Below are 22,302 nucleotides of genomic sequence, written 5' to 3' on the forward strand. Positions count from 1 at the left end.
TGAGAGAGGATAAACATGATGAGTATATGGGAACAAAGTTATTCGGATCTCCTGACAAAGGTACAAAATAGCAACCCCCTCGTTCATAATATAACCAATGTGGTGGTCACCAACTTTACAGCCAACGGCCTGTATGCGCTGGGCGCTTCCCCGGTGATGGCTTATGCACCCGAGGAAGTAGCAGATATGGCAAAAATAGCGGGCGCCGTCGTGTTAAATATCGGTACGCTGAACCGCGAGCTGGTAGATGCCATGATCATTGCTGGACAATCGGCGAATGCTCATGGTGTTCCAGTTCTGCTGGATCCGGTTGGTGCGGGAGCGACGAGCTTTAGAACCGAGTCAGCACTGCGGATCCTAAAAGAAGTTAAAATCTCACTAGTGCGAGGCAATGCAGCCGAAGTCGCCCATCTAATCGGAGAAGTCCGAGAGATTAAAGGGGTAGATGCAGGCGACAGTGCTGACAGCAGTAATGTCGATCTGGCAGTTCGGGCTGCGCAAACACTCCATACCATGGTTGTCATCACTGGAAAAGAGGACGTCATCACCGATGGGGTCGAAGTACGATTGATTAGTGGCGGAGACGCGCTGCTTACGAAGGTAACCGGAACAGGCTGCCTGCTGACCTCTGTGTTGGGTGCGTTTGCAGCAATTGAATCCAACCTGCTGCTCGCAGGTACAGCAGGTTTGGCATTTTACGGTGCAGCAGCTTCCCGAGCCGCAGCACATACCGCAAAACTGGGGCCAGGCAGCTTCCAAATAGCCTTTCTCGACGAGCTTGCCAAACTACATACTGGTTCCCTGGAGGGGCATGTCACGATCCGTGAAGCTGGAACAACTACAGCAGGTGGTGCGCGATGAGAGGCGTGCATGTACCGAGAGCGCTGACGATTGCCGGTTCAGACAGCGGCGGCGGAGCCGGAATTCAAGCCGATCTCAAAACCTTTCAGGAGCTTGGCGTATACGGCATGTCGGCTATTACAGCCATTACGGTACAAAATACCTTGGGAGTTCACGGTGTATATCCGCTGCCACAGGAAGCAACAGCGCAACAGATCGAAGCTGTAGGATCAGATCTTGGAGTCGATGCCCTGAAGACTGGCATGCTGTTTGACGCGGGCATCATCCGCCTTGTGGCCGAGCAGATTCGAAAGTTCGGCTGGGAAAAGGTTGTCGTCGATCCTGTAATGATTGCCAAAGGGGGCGCAAAGCTGTTGCAACCGGAAGCGGTGCAGGCTTTGAACGACGACCTGCTCCCCTTGGCCTTGGTCGTCACACCAAATATCCCGGAAGCGGAAGCCTTAACCGGGATAAGCATTCGTACGATGAAGGATCGCCGCGAAGCTGCGAGACATATTAGCAGCCTAGGACCCAAGTTCGTTGTGATCAAAGGTGGCCATGATGAGGAGAGCGAAAACAGCGGTCAAGTTGTTGACCTGCTCTTTGACGGAACAGCCTTCACCGAGCTGGGCGGCAAGCGGGTGCGAACTGTCCACACACACGGAACAGGATGTACGTTCTCAGCAGCGATTACCGCTGAATTAGGGAAAGGCGTGTCTGTACCGGAAGCTATTTTGAATGGAAGAGCCTTCATTCAGGCGGCGATTGAGGATACGTTGTATCTGGGCCAGGGACACGGTCCAACCAATCATTGGGCCTACCGCCGTCGTCAGGAGATACTCCAATGAGCGGTCGAATACTACCTGAGATCATGCGGCGGCATTTACAAATGTATCTGGTTGTTGGAAGCGTGAACTGCCTCGCGGAACCAAGTCGGGTCGTGCAGGAGGCTCTTGCTGGCGGTACCACCATGATCCAGTTCCGGGAAAAGGGCCGTAGCGCGTTAACAGGAGTTCCTATGCTCGAACTTGCGCGTCAGCTACAAAATCTGTGCCACCATGCTGGTGTCCCCTTTATCGTCAATGACGATGTGGAGCTGGCTCTTGAGCTCAACGCCGACGGTGTTCACATCGGTCAGGACGATGAATCGGCTGATTCTGTGCGTACGCGGATCGGAAACCGAATCCTTGGCGTCTCCGCCCATACGATTGAGGAAGCTCGTCGAGCCATTCTGCAAGGTGCGGACTATCTCGGCGTCGGCCCCATCTATCCCACCATCTCAAAGGATGATGCTCATGCGGTGCAGGGTCCAGCCATTTTATATGAAATGCGCAAAGCAGGAATTGATCTGCCCATCGTTGGGATCGGAGGTATTACGGTAGACCGTGTACAGGAAGTGGTAGGTGCGGGTGCCGATGGTGTAGCGGTAATTTCGGCCGTGACGCAGGCAGAACAGATTCGAGCTGCTGCAGAGGAATTAAAGAAAAAGGTAGTGCTAAGCATCAACCATCCGGGGATGTCCCCAAAACTATAAAGTGCCTTTAATAGTTCACGCAAGAGCCTCATTTTCACTAATAAAGTAAAAATGAGGCTCTGTGTTGTAACAAATTAATCTTTTACAGCTTGAATTCTTGTGTTCCTTTTCTCAGAAATAAGTAATCCTAGCAAAATGTACCCCCTGTACAATATCCCCATGAACAGAACAATACCAACGATTGAAACAAGAATAAGTAGAATATTCGCTACAAATAAAATAATTGCCATAGTCAAAATATCACATCCTTCAAAAGATACTGATTTTTAAGCGTTCCTATCCCCAGTGCACTTGAGCTCGTTGAATACCTGATTAACTATAAATATATGTCAATCGTCTTTTCTAATATTCCTATAACATTCGAAAGCAATTAGAAAACGAAACTTAATTATATTGATTTTTGGTTCCCCACTCACACAACCCTTCCAAAACAGGCAATAGTGTTTCCGCTTTTTCTGTGAGACTGTACTCGACTTTAGGCGGAACTTGAGGATACTCTTTCCGGTTCACCAATCCATCCGCTTCCAATTCCTTTAGCTGTGAACTCAATGTTTTATATGTAATAGCTCCGATTTGTCTTTTCAGATCATTAAAGCGAACCACTTGGTTTTCGGCCAGAAGATAAATAATAACCATTTTCCATTTACCACCAATTACTGACACTGTATAACCAAAAGGTGTATCTTCAATATTTTTAACTTTACCTTTAAATTGAGCCATACTCATATTCACACTATCCTTTCGGGTAGTACCTATCAAATTAGTGCGTACTACGTTTTTATTTGCGTTCAGTTTATACTAACCGTAATTTGAAGTAAAGGAGAGAAAATATGACTAAAACAATACGCCTCTCAATGCCGCAATGGCAAGGAGGAAACAATCCTAACTACTCTTTTGGAGCTGAACTGCTGGCTTGGCTAGCCCCAGACAATGATCAACCCCTTATTCATGTTCCGGTTCAAGCTTATGATGGAACTCCGCTTGACAACGAGAACGGTATGAATGGGAGAAAACAGCTACTTGAGCAATTAGAGGCTGCTCATCATCTCATTGACGCTCATAAGCCAGATCGCATTGTAATGTTTGGTGGTGACTGCTTAGTCGAACAGGCCCCGTTTGCCTATTTAAACGAACGATACGGCGGGGAATTAGGGTTAATTTGGATCGATGCCCATAGTGATTTAGTTAGATATGTAGGCTATGATAACGGACATACATTACCGCTTGGAAATCTATTAGGAGAAGGAGATGAGGAGTTCGCAAAACATGTGAAAGTTCCTCTTAAGCCTGAAAATGTCTTTATCGCTGGGTTAGCGGCTCCTACAGAAGAAGAGACAAAAGCATTTTCAGAAACATTTCAAAAACTAGGTGTTACTATTATAGAAACAGATGCTGAAGTAATTCAAAGATTAGGGATTCGAACTGCTGGAACCAAAGAGTTAACGATCAGTACCGAATCAATAAAAGAGTGGATTACAGAAAGCGGCATCAAGCACCTGGCGATTCACCTTGATTTAGATGTACTTGATCCAAAATCATTTCGTTCTTTATTATTCGCCAACCCTGAAGCTCCCTATAATCTTTCTCCTGCGGGAACCATGCAAATGCCTCAACTACTTCATCTGATTAAAGAACTATCTGAAGAAACTGATGTAGTTGGGTTAGGTATAACCGAGCATATGCCGTGGGATGCTATTAATTTAAAGAATCTGCTTGGAGAAATACCTATTTTAAATAATTAATTCTACTTACGAACTGTGCATGTATTTTGACGTTAATTTTCGTAATGGAATTATGAGAGGCCGTTTGAATAGAGTACGTGAAAAGAAGGACTCCTCTGGAATTTTGAACTGTGACCCCAATTGAGGACACTTTGAATAAAGCCCGCTTAAGCAGCCAATAGATGGCTTCTGAATTCGTCAGGAGTCATCTTTTTTAACGCCCATTGGTAGCGGCCTGAGTTGTAGTAAGCAATGTAGTTATCGATGCATGCCCGTAATTCTTGAATGGTTGCGCACGATTTGTATTCCAGATCATCCTTCATATGACCGAAGAATGTTTCCATAGAGGCATTGTCCCAACAATTTCCCTTCCGAGACATAGACTGCCTGAAGCCTGCTTTACGGACCAGAAGGCGAATTTTGGGGTGGGTATAGTGCATGCCTTGGTCAGAGTGCAAGATGGCCTCAGGATGAACATTGCCATCGAACCGTTCAATTAACAACTGCAGCGTCCGCTCCACCAAGACGAGCTCCAGAGAAGATGACAGATAGTGAGCAAGTATCTGCTTGGTTGCCCCATCCTTCACACAAGACAAGTAGGCACACTGCCCGTGACCATAGTGCAAATAGGTGATATCTGTGAGCAATACTTTTTCTGGTTCCCCTTGGTCAAACTGACGTTTTAGCAGGTTGGGGCATGTCTGGTGTTCCTGAGTCGCCTTGGCCATTTTACGGTATGGATTAGCTTGCCGAATCGTGGCGACAAGTTTGTACGTTCGCATGATCCGTCGGATCTTTTTGTGGTTCATAGTAACACCATTTTCCCGTTCAAGCCTCATTTTAATCACCAATGCTCCTGCTTTGCCATGTAGGGCATCAAAATGCATCTTGATGAGCGCTAAGTCATGTTCATCTGCGCGAGCTTGCAACTGGCGTCTCTCCTCGGCATGAAGCCAGCGGTAATAGCCGCTTGCACTGATGTGAGACAGTTCGCACAGGTAGCGTGTCATGCGCTTTAGGCTATGTTGTCGGATCGTGAGGTTGATTATCTGATAGCGCTCGGAGGGCGTCAACGTTTCCTCTGCATCTTCTGCTTTTCGAGCGCTTCGAGCTTTTTTAGGAAGTCATTCTCCGCTTCAAGCAACTTGATGCGCGCTTCGGCACGCTTCAGTTTTTCTTCTGTGGACAAGTTGTTTGTCTGCGGTCTGCCCACACTTCCTTTCCCTCGTTGCTCCTCTAAAAGAGAGGCCTCTCCATGGGCAGCATAGATATTTCGCCAACGATATAAGCTTTTCTTTGGCTTTTCGTGTCCAATGGTGTCGATGTCAAAACCCGCCCTAAGAAAAATATCCATCGGCGTCTGTCCGGCTTCATAAGCTTTTACCGCTTCCACCTTAAACTCTGGGGCGTAAGTGATGGTTTTGTCCGTCACTTTTTGCACATTTGGATTAGCCTCGAGCTGTTTAATCTCTTGTTCGCTAAAGATTTTGGAAGCACCTCTCTTATTGCTCATGAATCTTACCTCACAATCCTCTTTATGGTTTGATTAAAACACAAATGACCCGTAAGTGGGTCACTTTTTTCAAAGTGTCCATCTTACGGGTCACAGTTCATTTATTCTGTTATGGAGTCCTTTTTTATTCTGATTTACTAATCCCTGAATAGCACACCGATAACCACAGCGAAAAAGAATAACCAGGATATTAGGTGGTCGCTCGCTCTACTAATTTGAATTCCAAAGGATGTAATTCTTCATGAAGCCCCTCTAGGGCATTTCGAATCATGATGAATGCATTTTCCGCTTGTTTGTCAATCGGGTAATGAATGGTGGTTAAATCAAGCAAATGCGAAATTTCAATGTTATCAAAGCCCACCACTGCAACCTCACTTGGTACAGAAACACCGAGCCTACGTGCTTCAGTCAAAAGCCCTGCAGCCAAATAATCGGTAGAACAAGCGAAGGCATCAGGCTTGTTGGGCTGTTCGCTCCACCAGTGAGCAATTTGTTCACCCGCTTCCATTGAATTTAAATCATAAAAATGCGGGAAGGCATCAGCGTTCAAATCATATTTTTTGCAAAAATCATGATAAGCCCGTATGCGCTCCTTCGTATTCAGTCCCCTCATATTCCCGTATACATTCACAATGCTGCGGTAGCCTCTGGCATACAGATGCTCCAGCGCAAGCATGTACCCCTGATACTGATCCATAAATACAGACGGGATTGCATCAATGTTTACACGCTGCCACGTCACAATTGGACCATATTTGGTATAGTGTTCAATCACGCTCCATTCATTGACGCGAATCATACAGACCAAGGCGTCCAGTTGCTTTCTCCGAAGCATTTCCAGTGCTTCAAGCTCCCGCTCCTTCTCTCCATTCGTAATAAATAGTGCCATATTAAAACCATGCTCCTGGGCATAGGTTGTAAATCCACGCACAAATGAACCCAATGAATCATTAAAAGAAATTGAAATAATTCCTATGAGCTTGGTCATGCCCTTTTTTAATGAAACCGCATTCAAATTAGGTACATAATCCAGTTGATCTATGACCTCCTGTACACGCTGCCTTGTCGGTTCACTTACGTACGGATGGTTATTAATGACACGGGACACCGTTGCCGAGGATACGCCCGCCAGCTTTGCAATTTCATGAATATTTGCCACATTTCTCACCTCGTTCTTTCTATTTTAGCATGTTCGTGTTTAGAATGTTCGTGGTCCCGTCCCTACAATTGTCACCTTCCCCAAATAAGTTTTTTAAAAGCGCTTGACCTGTAATGCATTACAGGGATTACAGTGAATTTGAGCTTAAGAAAGCGGTTTTAAAAAAACATACTCAGGAGGCACTAACCATGAAAAAAGGCATAAAGATCGCAACCATTGGCGGAGGCTCCAGCTATACACCAGAATTAGTAGAAGGCTTTATCAAACGCTATGCAGAGCTTCCCATTCGGGAATTATGGCTGGTAGATATTGAGGCAGGACGCGAAAAGCTGGAGATCGTAGGGGCCATGGCCCAACGGATGGTGAAGGCCGCAGGCATTGATTGTGAAGTACATTTGACACTGGATCGTCGGGAAGCCTTGAAGGATGCCGATTTTGTCACAACACAATTTCGGGTAGGCTTGCTGGAAGCCCGGATTAAGGACGAAAGTATTCCGTTAAAACACGGCATGATCGGTCAAGAAACTAATGGGGCTGGCGGGATGTTCAAAGCTTTTCGTACCATACCCGTTATCCTCAGTATCGTTGAAGATATGAAAGAACTGTGTCCGAATGCATGGTTGATTAACTTCACCAACCCTGCGGGTATGGTCACCGAAGCGGTACTTCGTTATGGTAAGTGGGATAAAGTCATCGGATTATGTAATGTGCCAATCGGTGCGATCAAGAGTGCATCGGCTGTACTGGACAAATCGGAAGAAGAGCTGTTCTTTAAATTTGCAGGAATTAACCACCTTCATTGGCACAAAGTTTATGACAAAACCGGAGAAGAATTAACAGAGCAAGTCATCGAAGGATTGTACGCACCTGGCGCAAAACCGGAGAAGGTCGTTGAAAATATTAAGAACATGCGCTTCCTGTACGATCAGGTTCGTCAATTGAAAATGCTGCCTTGTCCTTACCATCGGTATTACTACATGACCGACAACATGCTCAAGGAAGAATTAGAGGAGGCCAAAAACGAAGGAACTCGGGGCCAAGTCGTCAAACGTCTGGAAGAAAGTCTGTTTGAATTGTACAAAGACCCGAATCTGGATTACAAACCAGAGGAATTATCCAAACGCGGCGGTGCACATTACAGCGATGCTGCATGTGAAATCATTAATTCCATTTATAACAACAAAGGCACATTGATGGTGGTTAGTACACGTAACAATGGTGCGATTGATGATGTCCCTTATGATAGCGCCATCGAAGTAACCAGTGTCATTCGCGCGCATGGTGCAGAGCCTGTAAACTTTGGCAAATTCCCACCAGCACAGCGGGGCCTGCTGCAAGTCATGAAGGCGATGGAAGAGCTGACCATTGAAGCAGCGGTCACTGGTGACTATGCGACAGCACTGCAAGCCTTCACCCTGAATCCGCTCGTTCCAAGCGGGGATATCGCCCAAACCGTACTGGATGAATTGCTGGAAGCACACAAAGAGCATTTGCCTCAATTCTTTGCTCATAAGGAGAAGGCGACGGCGACGGTATAAAGCTAGCAGCAATCATCCTGCTGGAACACAAAAAAGCTTCCTACATGCATGTAGGAAGCTTTTTGCTATACGTCCCAGGAGTACTTGCTAGGACGTTGGTGTTATTGGGTTTGTCAAATTTATATGTAGAGGATGTGTAGAATACCTTAATTTTATAATTCCACATTTAAAGCCACCTAGTGTTACTAATATCATAAAACCTTATTATTTCAACATTAATAGGCTTTTTGACTGTTAAAGATGCTCTTATAAATAAAGGTTCAATCTTTATTGGGAACAGTAGCTTCAAACCTGCTACGATTTGCCAAGAGCTCCGCCGGAATAATGGGTCAGGGGGGTCTTACCGTGCTGAGACATCTCAGAAGAGTTATGTCCAGCGACGTCGGGCTTCAATTCCTGTAGGCAAATGGACGCCAGAGCTTGCTGGCATCATCGAAGACAAGCTTCAAGCGACCTGGTCTCCTGAGCAACGTCACCGTCAAGAAGGACAGCTTAAAACGATCTATCGCTGGCTGTTCTCAGGCACAAAGGCAAGCGTCAGAATCCCTCTGAGACACGGGGGAAGTATGGTGTGGGCAAGTCGATTTTCCAGCATCCGAAAGAAGTACGTTCACGTAAGTGTCTGGGCTGGAGAACCGCTCACGAATCCTTTTCAGAGGAACTGTCGCACTTGGCTTGACAATCCGTCATTAAGCTTATTGATAAATTTGTTAGACTTTTTAAAGTATGATCTCCGCTGAAAAAGCAATAACCGCTTTCCCCGTAATTTGAACTAATACGGGTTTTCCCTGTTCCTTTTTCACATGAACATGCATTGTTCCCTCTCTTTTGATTGCCTCACCTTGTAAAATATCAAAATCAAAAGACTGCTCATTCTCATTTTGCAAAATGTTATAGTGTACCAAATAGGCTCCAAGCGGTCCGTTTGCATTTCCTGTCACCGGGTCTTCAGCTATTCCAATTGCAGGAGCAAACATTCTTCCGTGAACCAATATATCCTCTTGTGGATTTAATGTAAAAACATAATATCCATTACATCCAATATGCTTGCTGATTTCTGTAAGCTTCTGCAAATCAGGTTTTAAACTATGTAGTATTTCATTGGAGTAAATCGGAACCATTACCTTAGAATGACCTGTTGAAGATATCGCAACTGGATATTCCATGCAAATATCTTTACAAGAAATACCTAACGCATTTGCAATCTGACTTCTTATTTCATCATTTAGAGGCTCTGATACAGAAGGTTCTCCCTGTGTCATTACAATAGAATAGTCATCTTCATGCTTTATAACATCAACAGGCAATATACCTGCTTTTGTTTTCTGAATAATTCTTCCAGTTTCAACTTTTCTCTCAATTGCATAAACATAATGTGCTGCTACTGTTGCATGACCACAAATTGGAACCTCTGTTGTTGGAGTAAAAAATCTTACTCCAACATCATAATTTGAAGAATTTGTTTCAAAAATAAATGCAGTTTCCGAATTATTTAATTCTCTTGCAATTCTCTGCATCTGCTCATCTGTAAGTCCATTTGCATTTGGAACAACCCCAGCAGGGTTGCCATGAAATCTATTTTTTGTAAATGAGTCTACTTGATATATTCTATATTTTTTCATAATTTCGCCTCTATAAATACTAGTTTGTCTGTCTGTTAAAACTGATATTAACATACTTTTTAGGCAGTTTCACTTAAATTAAAAGATATAATATGGCACTTTAATGAAAACGAACTGATCCTTATTATAGAATCGCGCTCTTTTATGGAAGATTGTTATTAAACTAAAGCCGCAGTTAGCTGAAATGGTCTTCTCAATCCTTATCTAAAAATGGAAAAAATCTTTTATGATTATAGATACTTTTAGATTCTGCCACGCCTGTTGAGTAACTCAATTCATAAAACAAGAGGTGCACTGAAGAAGAACGTGCTGAATCTGAATCAGCCATTCAACAGGTGGCGAACCCATTGGGATGAGTTCGCTACCTTTTTTAAATACCCGCTAGAGATTCGCAGACTCATCTACACCACCAATAGGATTGAGAGCTACCATCGCCAACTTCTTAAGGTGACGAAAGGAAGAGCATCCTTCCTACCGATGAAGCCTTACTTAATCTGCTCTATCTGGCTACCATCGACGTCACTCGAAATGGACAGGTCGTGTCCAAAACTGAGGCCAAATGTTGCTCCAGATGTCGGTCTTTTTCCCCGATCGGGTAGGTCAACACTTGCGATAAATCGCTACTTCCCCCTCGGGGGAATCTGTGCCTAAAAGAGTTTTCATAAAACTTTTGACAGACCCTCCTTTTCAGAGGAACTGTCCCACTTAGCTTGACAATCCGTAATATAAAAAAAAGGGATTCTGCATCAGTGACCGAAGCCCTGACCGAAGCCCTAATTTCTCACAAATCCATTTATATCAACGGTTTGTGACTGATTTAATTACGTCCCAGGAGGGATTCGAACCCCCGACCGACGGCTTAGAAGGCCGTTGCTCTATCCAGCTGAGCTACTGGGACAAGATAACAATCAATAAAACCTTATGTATTCAGTGCATTGATTATTATATCATATTTTGACCAACTGTCAAAAGCATTTTTTCATTATACAGGAAAGCAGGCTGCAAAAGGAATCATTTGGACGCTAACGGGGTATTATGTACAAAGAACGACGCCAAAAAGGAGGGGTGATCCGTGAGAGGCCTTTTGTCTTCACTTTGTTATTTCAGCATTTTTTTCGCACCTTTTCTGGTGCCGGTCATTGTGTGGATCGCAGTCCGGGATGAATATGTTCAGGGACACGCGAAAAAAGCCATTTTATCGCACATTTTCCCCATTATTGCGGCGATTCCGCTAGTGTATTTTATTATCACTGCCAATCATGCAGGTTCAGTTATCGGGTTTGTACTGCTATTTGTAGTGGTCTATCTCGGCGTTTTTGTTTATAACATCTACAAAGGGATCATGACGCTGCGTGAAGCGGCCTAATTCTAAAAGAAGCCTCCCATATTCGCAAATTTGACGAATACGGAGGCTTCTTTGGGATCAACTTTGATGAGTTGCTTTAGTTCATTGGTAGCTTATTTATTCCCAAAGCGTTTAGGACTTCTTCGTACCTCATGTCTTACGTTTTTCTCCAGCACTTCTTCCGCGAACTCATTGTTATGAATATAACTGCTGCCTTTGTTTTTCTTATACTTCGCTTTGCCGTCTATGATTTTCCCCTCCTTTCACGCTGATCCGGCGATGGCGCCGGTGTCCAAATCAACAAAAGCCGTGGTATAGTACACCATATTCTCATGTCCCGAACTCCTTGGCAAACTCTGTACTAAGCTGCCCATAGGAAAGCAATTCCCTTTTGAATTTTTCCCGTTCCTCACCAGCGGTAATGTGCGTAGAGTCAGTAAAAGCCTTGTCGGTCACTTCCTCAAATGCCGAATGCAGATTATTGTCGTACCAATCCAGCTCCAGATCAGCATCATTGCGGATGATCCTTACCATGTCATAGTCAGGCTGACCATCCTTCTGATTCGTGGCTGTGATATAAACCAGCAGCTCCGGGTCATCTGCGGCACCGGGACGCACTTCTACCTCAGCGCAGCGCACTCCGTCAAGTTCAGTGAAGCGGCGTATTTTGGCATCCTTGATGTAGTACATTGTCTCCCTCCTTCCTCACGAGTAAACGGGTTGCCCCATCTGTAGTTTTCGGAACGGACAGACATTTTATGCTTCTTTTCGGCATATATACTGATGAACTGGGGATTTAGTTTTTGATTCATTCCAACACTGGATGAACACGACAAAGAGAGGATGAATAGACATGTGCGGAATTACAGGTTTCATACAGTGGAACGGAGACTTGATGCATCAATCTGAGTTGCTGCTAAATATGACGCAAACGCTCTCCGATCGCGGACCGGATGCTGCGGGTACCTGGATATCCAACCCGTGTGCCTTCGGACACCGAAGACTAAGCGTAATGGACCCGGAAAACGGCGCTCAGCCTATGATCCGGCAGCTTGAGGATATCACTTATACGATTGTATATAACGGGGAAATATATAACGCGCCTGAGCTGAAAAAAGAGCTGCAACAGCGCGGGCATTTTTTCCGTACACAATGCGACACAGAGGTACTGCTCGAATCCTATATCGAATGGGGCCCGGATTGTGTAGATCGGTTGAACGGCATTTTTGCGTTTGCGGTCTGGGATAGTGAGCGGGAGCAGGTATTTCTGGCACGAGATCGACTGGGAGTGAAGCCGCTATTTTATAGCCAAACCGAAGATGTATTCGTATTTGGCTCCGAACCCAAAGCATTGCTCCAGCATCCAGCCGTTGAGGCAGCAGTAGACGCCGAGGGCTTGGCAGAAATCTTTATCATTGGGCCTGCACGCACCCCCGGACACGGCGTCTATTCATCGATGAAGGAGCTGCGTCCCGGACATACCCTAACCTACAGCCGCGACGGCGTACGCATCCAAGCCTACTGGAAGCTCGAAAGCATTGCACATGAGGATAACACCGAAGAAACGGCACTCAAGGTACGAGAGCTGTTGATGGATACCGTGGAGCGACAGCTTATTTCGGATGTACCGGTATGTACCTTATTGTCTGGCGGGCTGGATTCAAGCGCCCTGTCCGCATTAGCCGTCGATTATTACAAACGTACCGGGCAGGGACAAGTTCATACGTATTCGGTCGATTATGTGGACAACGACAAGCATTTTAAAGCCCATGCGTTTCAGCCCGGAGCTGATGCCCCCTGGATACAGCGAATGGTCGATGAATTAGGGACAAATCATCACTGGATTGAATTCGATACACCAGAAGTTGTAGCAGCTCTGAACAACTCCACGCTAACGCGGGATTTACCCGGAATGGCAGACGTGGATTCGTCACTGTATCTCTTTTGCCGGGAGATTAAAAAGGGCGCTACGGTTGCTATTTCCGGTGAAGCAGCAGATGAAGTGTTTGGCGGATATCCATGGTTCCATCGGGAGGATATGCTGAACTCAGGCACATTTCCGTGGGCAGTTGCTCCCGATATGAGAGCGAGTCTGCTATCCCCAGAAGTGCGGGACTGGATCAAACCGCTGGAGTATTTGAACGACCGCTACTCAGAAGCAGTCGGAGAAGTACCAAAGCTACCGGGTGAAACAGGAAAAGCTGCGCAAATGCGCGTCATGTCTTATTTGAACATCACCCGCTTTATGCCTACCCTACTGGATCGCAAGGATCGGATGAGTATGGGGGTGGGACTCGAAGTACGGGTTCCGTATTGCGATCATCGGCTGGTGCAATATGTATGGAACATTCCGTGGAGCATCAAAATGACAGGCGGACGTGAAAAAGGTATTTTACGCAAGGCACTGGAGGGTGTATTGCCGGATGATGTGCTGTATCGCAAAAAAAGCCCGTATCCCAAAACGCATAATCCCTCCTATCTTGCCGCTGTGAAAAAGCAGGCGCTGCAACTGCTGGACGATTCCTCTTCCCCACTGCTCAAGCTGATCGATGCGCAAAAGGTACGGGATATTGCCGCCTCACCGGAGGCATCCACCAATCTACCTTGGTTTGGCCAGCTGATGTCGGGTCCGCAGTTATTTGCTTACTTGACGCAAGTGGATAATTGGCTGCGCACCTACAAGGTGGCTATTCGATAAAATGTGCTAACTGCTTAAGTCGTAAAGTACGAGGTGGCAACCGCCCATCTTTCTTGATGCATACGATACGTGGAACAGAAAGTACCAAAAAAGGCTATCCGCAGCCTATGACTGACGGATAGCCTTTTTTTCGTATATGACAGGTATATTATTCGCCTGCTACCAAACTATGCCTGCGGATTCCCTAGCTTTGTTGCCAAATTACGCAGGGCTATGCCCCGATGACTGATAGCTTGCTTTTGTTCCAACGTCAGCTCTGCCATTGTCTTTTCAAACTCTGGCAAATAGAACAGCGGATCATACCCAAACCCACCGCTGCCCGCGGTTTCAGTCGTAATCCAGCCCTCCACGGAGCCCGTCGATTCCAACGTCTCCCCAGTCTGTGGATTATACAGAATCAAGGTACAGACAAATTGAGCCGGGCTTAGCAAAGGCTGTCCGGTATCATCACCAAGCTGCTTCGATTCCAGAACGTCTAGTAGCTTGATATTGTTTTCGTGATCGCTGGCACCTTCTCCAGCATAACGAGCCGAATATACGCCCGGCGCACCATCCAGCAAGTCCACGCACAGACCGGAATCATCGGCCAGCACAGGCAATCCGAGCACATCTCCCACCGCTTTGGCTTTTTTTAACGCATTTTCGGCAAAGGTTGTGCCATCCTCAACGACATCAGGAATGTCGGGATAATCGTACATACTTCTGACTTCCTTGCCAAACGGCGCAAAAGCATGTGCAAATTCCCGCACCTTCCCTTTATTCTTCGTAGCGACAATGACAACCGGACCATCCAGTCGCATTAGGCCCCAGCTCCTGTACGTCCAGCACCAATCTTATCAGCGATCGGTCCGAGCACTTCTTTTTGGCGCTCAATCATTTGCAGAATCCCTTGTTCGCCCAAGCTAAGCAGCTGATCCAATTCCTGACGGTCGAACGGACTTTCTTCCCCTGTACCTTGCAGCTCAACGTACTTTCCACTGCCAGTCATGACGAGATTCATGTCCACCTTGGCCTTGGAATCCTCTTCATAATTCAGATCCAGCAGCGCCTTGTCACCAACAACCCCTACGCTGACAGAAGCCAGGAAATCCGTAATAGGGAAAACAGGCAACTTGTGCTGGATCGCAATTTTATTTACTGCAATCGCCAATGCTACGAAAGAACCGGTAATGGAGGTTGTACGTGTCCCGCCGTCCGCCTGAATGACGTCACAGTCCAACGTAATCGTCCGTTCACCAAGCGCCTGCAAATTGACAACCGAACGCAACGCTCTTCCGATCAGACGCTGAATTTCCATAGTACGGCCTGTCAACTTGCCGCGCGCAGCTTCACGCTGATTGCGGCTATGTGTCGCCCGCGGAAGCATGGAATATTCGGCGGTCACCCAGCCTTTTCCTTGGCCCTTCATAAAGGGAGGAACGCGTTCTTCCACTGTAGCCGTACAGATGACTTTCGTCTCGCCAACCTCTATAAAAACAGAGCCCTCCGCGTATTTATTTACTCCTGCTGTCAATTTCATCGGGCGCAGCTCATCACCGTTTCGTCCGTTAGATCTACTCATGCTTTTTCCTCCTACGTCGTATGCAACCTGTTCTTATATGTTTATTTTACCAAAGTGTGCAGGCAAAAGCACCCCAAGGACGATTCCCTGTCCTTAAAGAGGAATTTCGTTAATGTGCTGCGGCTTGGCTACAGGCTCTCCATAATTTTGATTATTTTGTCCAATCACGCTTTTCTCACCATTCAGTTCAATCCGAATCTTCGTTTTGACCGCATCATCCGAATTGTCCGCCGCTGTCAGTACGACCGATTCCAAAAATTCAGCAGGTACGGCCTCTCCTTTGGCAAACATATCATCCGAGAGTGATACCGTAATGACGTTATCTTTGGAGCGTTCTACCGATTTCAGCGCCGTCTCCCCTGTCATCACTTCCTGCAATCCATCCTTGGTCTGTGGCCCTTGAATTAATTGATGCAGAGCTGACTGGACACGATCTTTTTCCGGACTGACCAGTCGTGTTATAGGTACATAATATTGTACCCCAGCAGGAGAAGATGAAGAGAAATACACGGTGACTGGACTGGAATCTAGGGGGGTCACGCCATGACCGACCTCCAAATTAATCCCTACTGCGCGCGTCAGCGGATGGTCGAGCGGTGTGCCGCCAACAGGCATTTCGTTCAGCTTTTTACCATCCACCCAAATCTGTACGCTCTTAATATCGGGACGATCGGTCAGGGTCCAGGTCAAGCTTTCCATTAATTTGCGTTCTTCCTGTGGCTTATAGTTGGCGAAAGATTTGTTAAATTCGACAACTGCCAGCTTGTTATTCTTGTCCACTGTCACACTTTTCACTTCTGTACCCTGAGGCAGTACACCTTTAAATCCTTCTGGTAATAATCCGGCATAAGGCCCGCCCTCAACCAGTGTTTCCAGCGCCGACTTGGCATCTGCCTGTACATCGCCTGAAGCAATCGGTAAAGATACAGGGGCCAGCAAGCCGTTATGATCTTGCAAAAAGACAGCCCTCAACTGCCCGGTCGTGGCAGGTGATTTTCCAGTTACTGCCTTAATCATGGACTGCTCTGTCGTGGACGGCGGAGGGTCAATGGACGCGGCTTCGTTGCCGAAAAGGCTGCATCCGGACAACAACAGGGGCAGGGATAGCAGCCCGGCTACAGAGGTCATACGCCATGGGTGTTTTATGTTCATAAATGAAGTTCCTCCCTAACAATTTTGTACAGATTGTACTAATATGTATACGAGCCCCGCGTAAAAAATAACTATTTTTTTAGCAGACTGGACACACTGGTCATAATTGCAGTAGAAAATTAGGATCTACACGAGGAGGGTAACTTCAACTTTATGGACAAGAAAAAAGTACCTTACAGCCTGAATAGTAAAAAGGTAGCCGATGCCACCCGTGAGTGGCTGCACAAGCGTGGTGTAAGTATGACTGAAATCGCAGAACTGGTTATGCTTCTACAGAAAAAATATTACCCGAACCTAACGATGGAAGAATGTTTAGAGAATGTGGACAAGGTGTTGATGAAGCGCGAAGTTCAAAATGCCGTGCTTACGGGCATCCAGCTAGATATTCTTGCGGAACAGGGTGCTCTTCTTCCCCCATTGCAGGATATGATTGAGCATGACGAGGGATTATACGGAGTGGATGAAATTCTAGCCTTCTCCATCGTTAATGTGTACGGCAGTATTGGATTTACCAATTACGGTTATGTCGATAAGCTCAAACCGGGTGTGCTGGAACGCCTGAACGATAAAAGCCTTGGACCGATTAATACGTTTCTGGACGATATTGTGGGTGCAATCGCAGCCTCGGCCAGCAGTCGTATCGCCCATCGCAAGCAGGCAGAGCGCGAACAGGAGCTTGGAGAAGAAAGCGCACCGAATACAACACGGTAAACAATGACACGCTAATTGCAAACAATGCGTTGGCGTACAATAGATATATACAAGGGTAAGAGGAGAACTAGAGACATGGCAAGCGTAACTGATGGATATACATTCCGTGCGATGCAGGCTGACGATTATGATCAAGCTATTGCACTATGGAATGGCTTAGACGGGTTAGGATTGAGTGAGGCCGACTCACCGGAGCGGATTGCACGATTTTTGCAGCGGAATGAAGGACTTAGCTTTGTCTGTGAGTTCGCTGGAAACATCATAGGTACGATTTTAGCAGGTCATGATAGTCGCAGAGGGTTCCTGTATCATCTGGGTGTAGCCACAGAACATCGTGGTCATGGGATTGCGCCCAGACTGGTAGATAAAGCGTTATCCTCTTTACTCAAGGAAGGCATTGATAAATGTCATCTGTTTGTGATGGAGCATAATATAGGAGGTCATCGCTTCTGGTCAGCTAACGGCTGGGAGAAGCGAGATGGGATTTTATTATATTCGCGAGATCTGGGATAGCATCTGAACGCTTGATCTATGTAAATAGGAACGCCGGGCCTGATTTCTTCTAGTTCAATTGAGCTGGAAGCAATCAGACCCGGCGTATAAAATTTCAGCTTATTGAGCGGTAATTCTGACGATTAAGGATAGGCTATCTTGATTCATGAATTGCAATCAATTTTGAGGTCGTAGCGTACGTTCTACAATGTTAAGTGTGGATTGACGAGAGAAAAATCGGGATACTTGAGCTACCCAATAGTTTTGTCGACCAGATATCATATGACTGCGCCCTTTTTCAAATGCTTTCAAGGCATTATGGACGACAGTCTGGGGTGTTTCTCTGGAACCCACAGAGGCTTCACTGGAGCCTACTACATCAAAAAATGAGGTTTCGGTTGCACCTGGACAGAGGGCGAGCACTTTGAGTCCCCGTTTTCGATTTTCGGCCCACAGCGCTTCGCTAAAAGAAAGTACGAATGCTTTGGTTGCTCCATATACGGCCATATAGGGATCGGGCTGAAATGCAGCGGTGGATGAAACATTGATGAGTCCACCATCCCGGTTACGCAATAAATCAGGCATAAATGCATGTGTGATATCGACTAAAGCAGCCACATTGAGCATCACTTCCTCATGCTGTCTTTCTCCTGAAACCTGCTCAAAGTACCCGTAGGTGGCAAAACCGGCGTTGTTAATCAGAAGATCTACCTTGAGTTGTTGGTACTGAACCTCTTGATGCAATGTTTGAGGAGCTCCTGGTGAGGATAAATCCAGCGCAATCACCGTAGCTTTTACGTTATATTTAGCGGAGAGTTCTTTCGCCAGTGCTTTTAATTTGGTTTCATTGCGCGCTACCAAAATGAGATTACATTTCTTAGCCGCGAGCGAATAGGCAAATGCCTCGCCAATTCCGGATGAAGCCCCTGTGATGAGTGCTGTTTTGTTTGCATACATAAACATGATGATAACCTCCATAGTATCGTCGTTTTATTTCGGAAACATTGTTACCACTACTATATAATGAACTGAAGCCATCACGAAGATGACCTCAGCCACTTCATATTTACGCTGGAGATGACGAGGGTTTACATACATCGAGCGTATTCCTCAGTGTAAATGCATATACCTCTTGTGCCATGTCCGCAGTCAAAAAATGACCTGCAAATTGTAGATGTATCACCCCGTGTAAAGCTGACCATAGCATTCGGACAACCAGCAGCGGGTCCTGCTCTTTCAGTGCTCCCAGCTCCATAGCGTGTACGACGGTTTGCAGGATTCGCGATAATGCCGTTGTGGTGCCCTCCAAACTCTGTTCATCTGGCTTAAAATCAGATAATGCCCCGCCAAACATCATTTTGTAATAGGCTGAATGAAGCCGCGCAAATTCCCAATATGCCCAGCATAATGCTTCCAGATCAGCGAGTACATTTTGGGTAACAGGTACTTGTTGAAAGGTTTCGGCCAATAGTCGGCATCCATCCAGATACATCTCATTGGCAAGACCATCCTTACTGCCAAAAATACTGTAAATGATCTTGGTAGAACAGCTTAATTTCTGTGCAACTCGCCGTACAGTCACAGCCTCAGGCCCTTCTTCTACAAGAAGGATGCATGCGGCATCAATCACATTTTTACGGAGCAATTGCTGTTGCTGTAACTTCACCTCAGAATAGGTTCTATAAGGTTGCGATGGCTCAGACATCATTCAATGCACTTCCTTTGCTTATCTCAGAAACACTGTTTCCTTATAGAACCATAGTATTCAATCCCGGAATGTTTGTCAACAAAAAAGAGCGCAACATAAGTAGATACACTTACTGCGCTCTGGTTGGATGCTTATCAATAAAGCTATGTTTTGCGTTCCACGATCAATAGGCAATGCCCACCCTTGTACGGATAAAATCGCAACTCTTCCATTGACGATAGGTAAAATCAGCTGTATCCGCAGTGGTAATTTGTGAGCCACCTTCGGGTAGAAAGTCTTTTTCCACGCGATATACACCTGTACATCCGCCATCTGGCAGATAGGTCGGACATACGATTGTCCAGTCTAGTGCCGATTCACGCAGCAATTCGTACACCCGCCGATGCTCCTCGGCCGCACGGGTGCTGCGTCGCCGGGTATCGGAGGACTCGTACCGATACAGGCTCGGTTCGGTCCGGCTTTGCAAAATCCCTGCCGTTCCTACCGTTATGAGCCGGTGAATGGACTGCTCCTGCATCAGTCGAATCAGCAGACCTGTGCTAACGGATAAGGTGGTGGTTCCATCTGTATTCAGTGCACTGATCACAACTGCTGGCCCGCCCTTCAGCGCTTGTGCTATATCCTTCGCGTTGGTGGCATCACCCTGTACGATTTGCAGCTGTGTCCCGCATTGGGATGCGAAATCCTCCAACTTGTCCGGTGAACGAACTAGGGCAGTTACGGTATGACCATCCGTTAACGCATAATCTAATATAAAACGGCCCACACGTCCGGTAGCTCCCAACAGCAACAAATTCATAAAAGCCTCTTCCCCGGCATGCATGCCGCTTTGTCATGTTGCTTTGTCATATCGCTATATTCGTTAACTTTCCGCCATTATGGACGGCAAAAGGAATGAAAGCGCGCGATGGGATTCTCCTCGCTCATAGAGGCCCGTTCACGGCGCACCAGCTCCACCAGATGGGCCAGCGTCTCGGACATGGCAAACCTTAGCTGGTGAATCCCCAGCTTGTCGCCGAACACGGCAATGCACAGCTCATAGGCTGTGCTGCCTTCCGGTTGGATCAGCTGCCAGAATTTCTCCAGCCGTTCTTCATGATGCGCCAGCAATGTTTGTGTCCGTTCGCGAAAATACCCAAACGGATTGCGATGCCCGGGATATGCCCAGGCGACCTCTAGCTCACCTAGGCGCTGCAAGCCGTCTATATAAGACTTCAGCGGCTGGGCATCGCTGCCCGGCAGCAGACTGATATTAGGAGAAATCTGCGGCAACACCGCGTCACCGCACAGAATAACGCCGCTATTCGGCTCATATAAGGACACATGCCCAGGCGCATGCCCTCCTGTCTCAACGGGCAGCCAGAACCGTCCGTCTAATTCCAGACGAGCGTCTATTCCGGTAGGAATGAAGGTAATCTCAGGCTGCGGATTCACTTGCAAATAAGCCTGCTGCATATGTGATTCCAAGGCTGATACCTGTTCCAAAGGAAAGCCATGCTGGACAAAAAAGCTAGGCAGCCGTTTCTCCATAGCGGTCGTCAATTCTGGAGCGTCCCACATCATCATCGCTTCCTTATGGCTGCGAGCTGACATATGTACGCGAGCCTGACCTTGCTGCTGCATCCACCCCGCCAATCCGTAATGATCGGGGTGATGATGCGTCACCACAATGTCCGAAATATCCCCAAAGGACATGCCCAGCTGTTGAAACACAAATGCCCATTCTGCCTCTGTATCCAGATTGCGCGGACCCGGGTCTACAATTGTAAAACCATGCTGTCCCTTGATCACATAGCTATTCACCCAGCGCAGCGGAAAAGACATGGATATTTTGACCTGAAAGCCTCCGTCTATTCGCTCACAGAGCGTAAGCTCTGGCAATTTCATGGCTTCCCATCCGCCCTTCTGTTTCAAGCCCGCACACCGACAAAAATCATTCGGGGCGAAGCATCTTCTATATATTGATCTTCATCATAACTTCCGTGCACCTGTTCTACGGATAGCCCGGCTTGTTCTAGCAAATCACGGAACTTTTCATACGGATATAGCTTTACTCGCTCATAGTACACACGCACGGGTTCTGCGTCAGCGTGAGTGGCACCCAGCTCTGAGGCTGCTTCTGTAGTCGTCACAGATGCGGCTGACCGAATGGCAATTTGCTTTTTCACAAATCCATCTTCAATGACCCGGTGCTCCTCAATCCAATTTCCTTCATCCTCTCGGGACGAATGCGGTACCAAATGAGCAGCTACGTAGGAAGGGTTCAAATAATCTATAATAAAACGGCCTCCCGGTTTCAATAGACGATAAATTTCCTTTAATACTTTAAGCTGCTCCTCATCCTTTTCAAAATAACCGAAGGAGGTGAACAAATTCATCACTGCGTCATAACTTTCATCCAGCGGCACCTCTCTCATATCCCCTTGATGCCAACTTACCCGCCCTTCGGAATCAGCTGCACGAGCCTCTCTCAGTAGCACATTGGAAAGGTCCACACCTGTCACCTTATAACCTGCATCTGCGAGCGCAAGCGAATGACGTCCCATCCCACAGCATAAATCCAATACGCTGGAGCCTTGCGGTAATTTGAGCCAGGAGATCATTTTTTGCACTTCCTGATAGGCTCCCTGAAAGTCGCGATGCTTGTATACCAATAAATAATCTTCCCCAAAGCTTTGCTCGTACCATTCTGCCATATCGTTTCTCCT

22 protein-coding genes, 1 tRNA gene and 2 pseudogenes are annotated in these 22,302 nt (G+C 46.6%); 11 read left to right on the forward strand and 14 right to left on the reverse strand.

Features of this window, described 5'->3' with window-relative positions; translation table 11 throughout:
• The first annotated feature begins 15 nt into the window (after positions 1 to 15).
• Genes thiM through thiE form a run of 3 tightly spaced genes read left to right on the forward strand, consistent with a single transcriptional unit; the run spans position 16 to position 2,374 of the window.
• Positions 16 to 861, forward strand: a complete 846-nt coding sequence (thiM, locus tag OIU26_RS16625) for a hydroxyethylthiazole kinase (RefSeq protein WP_264217441.1) — start codon at positions 16 to 18, stop codon at positions 859 to 861.
• Positions 858 to 1,688 (forward strand): bifunctional hydroxymethylpyrimidine kinase/phosphomethylpyrimidine kinase, encoded by an 831-nt coding sequence (gene thiD, locus OIU26_RS16630; protein WP_264217442.1) that lies wholly within the window; start codon positions 858 to 860, stop codon positions 1,686 to 1,688. Before thiM ends, thiD begins: the two co-directional genes overlap by 4 nt.
• Positions 1,685 to 2,374 (forward strand): thiamine phosphate synthase, encoded by a 690-nt coding sequence (gene thiE / locus OIU26_RS16635; protein WP_264217443.1) that lies wholly within the window; start codon positions 1,685 to 1,687, stop codon positions 2,372 to 2,374. Before thiD ends, thiE begins: the two co-directional genes overlap by 4 nt.
• A 384-nt stretch (positions 2,375 to 2,758) precedes the next feature.
• Here thiE and OIU26_RS16640 read toward each other — a convergent pair whose 3' ends face one another.
• Positions 2,759 to 3,100: a winged helix-turn-helix transcriptional regulator gene (locus OIU26_RS16640; protein ID WP_264217444.1), complete on the reverse strand. Its 342-nt coding sequence runs from the start codon at positions 3,098 to 3,100 to the stop codon at positions 2,759 to 2,761.
• Positions 3,101 to 3,204: 104 nt separating this feature from the next.
• Between OIU26_RS16640 and OIU26_RS16645 the strand changes: the two genes are divergently transcribed.
• Positions 3,205 to 4,116, forward strand: a complete 912-nt coding sequence (locus OIU26_RS16645; protein ID WP_264217445.1) for an arginase family protein — start codon at positions 3,205 to 3,207, stop codon at positions 4,114 to 4,116.
• Between the two features lie 146 nt (positions 4,117 to 4,262).
• On the opposite strand, the gene OIU26_RS16650 is transcribed toward OIU26_RS16645, so the two are convergent.
• A protein-coding gene (locus OIU26_RS16650; protein WP_264217446.1) for an IS3 family transposase occupies positions 4,263 to 5,608 on the reverse strand; the annotation gives its coding sequence in 2 pieces (ribosomal slippage) (positions 4,263 to 5,221 and positions 5,221 to 5,608; 1,347 coding nt in all).
• Positions 5,609 to 5,798: 190 nt separating this feature from the next.
• Complete coding sequence (locus OIU26_RS16655; RefSeq protein WP_264217447.1) at positions 5,799 to 6,767, reverse strand: LacI family DNA-binding transcriptional regulator; 969 nt, start codon at positions 6,765 to 6,767, stop codon at positions 5,799 to 5,801.
• A 188-nt stretch (positions 6,768 to 6,955) separates the two neighbouring features.
• On the opposite strand from OIU26_RS16655, the gene OIU26_RS16660 reads away from it, so the two are divergent.
• Together OIU26_RS16660 and OIU26_RS16665 are read left to right on the forward strand one after the other, a co-directional pair.
• Complete coding sequence (locus tag OIU26_RS16660; protein WP_264217448.1) at positions 6,956 to 8,305, forward strand: 6-phospho-beta-glucosidase; 1,350 nt, start codon at positions 6,956 to 6,958, stop codon at positions 8,303 to 8,305.
• A 290-nt stretch (positions 8,306 to 8,595) separates the two neighbouring features.
• A pseudogene (locus OIU26_RS16665) lies at positions 8,596 to 8,933 on the forward strand (IS30 family transposase); the annotation flags it as partial.
• Between the two features lie 91 nt (positions 8,934 to 9,024).
• On the opposite strand, the gene OIU26_RS16670 reads toward OIU26_RS16665, so the two are convergent.
• Complete coding sequence (locus OIU26_RS16670; RefSeq protein ID WP_165081712.1) at positions 9,025 to 9,927, reverse strand: PhzF family isomerase; 903 nt, start codon at positions 9,925 to 9,927, stop codon at positions 9,025 to 9,027.
• A gap of 336 nt (positions 9,928 to 10,263) precedes the next feature.
• On the opposite strand from OIU26_RS16670, the pseudogene OIU26_RS16675 reads away from it, so the two are divergent.
• A pseudogene (locus OIU26_RS16675) lies at positions 10,264 to 10,543 on the forward strand (transposase); the annotation flags it as partial.
• Between the two features lie 208 nt (positions 10,544 to 10,751).
• On the opposite strand, the gene OIU26_RS16680 reads toward OIU26_RS16675, so the two are convergent.
• Positions 10,752 to 10,825 (reverse strand) — tRNA-Arg (locus tag OIU26_RS16680).
• Positions 10,826 to 10,999: 174 nt separating this feature from the next.
• On the opposite strand from OIU26_RS16680, the gene OIU26_RS16685 reads away from it, so the two are divergent.
• On the forward strand, positions 11,000 to 11,293 hold the full coding sequence (locus OIU26_RS16685; RefSeq protein ID WP_016324668.1) for a DUF4870 domain-containing protein: 294 nt from the start codon (positions 11,000 to 11,002) through the stop codon (positions 11,291 to 11,293).
• A gap of 309 nt (positions 11,294 to 11,602) precedes the next feature.
• On the opposite strand, the gene OIU26_RS16690 is transcribed toward OIU26_RS16685, so the two are convergent.
• Complete coding sequence (locus OIU26_RS16690; protein WP_013372744.1) at positions 11,603 to 11,962, reverse strand: hypothetical protein; 360 nt, start codon at positions 11,960 to 11,962, stop codon at positions 11,603 to 11,605.
• Between the two features lie 163 nt (positions 11,963 to 12,125).
• Between OIU26_RS16690 and asnB the strand changes: the two genes are divergently transcribed.
• Entirely contained in the window at positions 12,126 to 13,970 is a 1,845-nt protein-coding gene (gene asnB / locus OIU26_RS16695; protein ID WP_025678748.1) for an asparagine synthase (glutamine-hydrolyzing), read from the forward strand.
• A gap of 167 nt (positions 13,971 to 14,137) precedes the next feature.
• On the opposite strand, the gene OIU26_RS16700 is transcribed toward asnB, so the two are convergent.
• The 3 genes from OIU26_RS16700 to OIU26_RS16710 form a co-directional block, all read right to left on the reverse strand.
• A complete protein-coding gene (locus OIU26_RS16700; RefSeq protein WP_013372746.1) occupies positions 14,138 to 14,770 on the reverse strand; it encodes an XTP/dITP diphosphatase in 633 nt (210 codons plus the stop codon).
• On the reverse strand, positions 14,770 to 15,531 hold the full coding sequence (gene rph, locus OIU26_RS16705; protein WP_013372747.1) for a ribonuclease PH: 762 nt from the start codon (positions 15,529 to 15,531) through the stop codon (positions 14,770 to 14,772). Before rph ends, OIU26_RS16700 begins: the two co-directional genes overlap by 1 nt.
• 93 nt (positions 15,532 to 15,624) lie before the next feature.
• Entirely contained in the window at positions 15,625 to 16,683 is a 1,059-nt protein-coding gene (locus tag OIU26_RS16710) for a GerMN domain-containing protein (protein WP_264217449.1), read from the reverse strand.
• Between the two features lie 153 nt (positions 16,684 to 16,836).
• Between OIU26_RS16710 and OIU26_RS16715 the strand changes: the two genes are divergently transcribed.
• The gene (locus OIU26_RS16715) at positions 16,837 to 17,394 is read left to right on the forward strand and encodes a phosphatidylglycerophosphatase A family protein (protein WP_013372749.1); all 558 of its coding nucleotides are present in this window, start codon (positions 16,837 to 16,839) and stop codon (positions 17,392 to 17,394) included.
• Between the two features lie 75 nt (positions 17,395 to 17,469).
• Positions 17,470 to 17,907: a GNAT family N-acetyltransferase gene (locus tag OIU26_RS16720; RefSeq protein ID WP_264217450.1), complete on the forward strand. Its 438-nt coding sequence runs from the start codon at positions 17,470 to 17,472 to the stop codon at positions 17,905 to 17,907.
• 156 nt (positions 17,908 to 18,063) lie between these two features.
• Here OIU26_RS16720 and OIU26_RS16725 read toward each other — a convergent pair whose 3' ends face one another.
• The 5 genes from OIU26_RS16725 to OIU26_RS16745 form a co-directional block, all read right to left on the reverse strand.
• Positions 18,064 to 18,849, reverse strand: a complete 786-nt coding sequence (locus OIU26_RS16725; RefSeq protein WP_013372751.1) for an SDR family NAD(P)-dependent oxidoreductase — start codon at positions 18,847 to 18,849, stop codon at positions 18,064 to 18,066.
• Between the two features lie 103 nt (positions 18,850 to 18,952).
• Positions 18,953 to 19,591: a TetR/AcrR family transcriptional regulator gene (locus OIU26_RS16730; RefSeq protein WP_165081798.1), complete on the reverse strand. Its 639-nt coding sequence runs from the start codon at positions 19,589 to 19,591 to the stop codon at positions 18,953 to 18,955.
• Positions 19,592 to 19,757: 166 nt separating this feature from the next.
• On the reverse strand, positions 19,758 to 20,393 hold the full coding sequence (locus tag OIU26_RS16735; protein ID WP_264217451.1) for an SDR family oxidoreductase: 636 nt from the start codon (positions 20,391 to 20,393) through the stop codon (positions 19,758 to 19,760).
• 77 nt (positions 20,394 to 20,470) lie between these two features.
• Entirely contained in the window at positions 20,471 to 21,481 is a 1,011-nt protein-coding gene (locus OIU26_RS16740; RefSeq protein WP_264217452.1) for an MBL fold metallo-hydrolase, read from the reverse strand.
• A gap of 23 nt (positions 21,482 to 21,504) precedes the next feature.
• Entirely contained in the window at positions 21,505 to 22,290 is a 786-nt protein-coding gene (locus OIU26_RS16745; protein WP_025678764.1) for a class I SAM-dependent methyltransferase, read from the reverse strand.
• Between the last annotated feature and the right edge of the window lie 12 nt (positions 22,291 to 22,302).

It is taken from the genome of Paenibacillus sp. BT-177, from assembly GCF_025846815.2.
GTDB classification, from domain to species: domain Bacteria; phylum Bacillota; class Bacilli; order Paenibacillales; family Paenibacillaceae; genus Paenibacillus; species Paenibacillus polymyxa_C.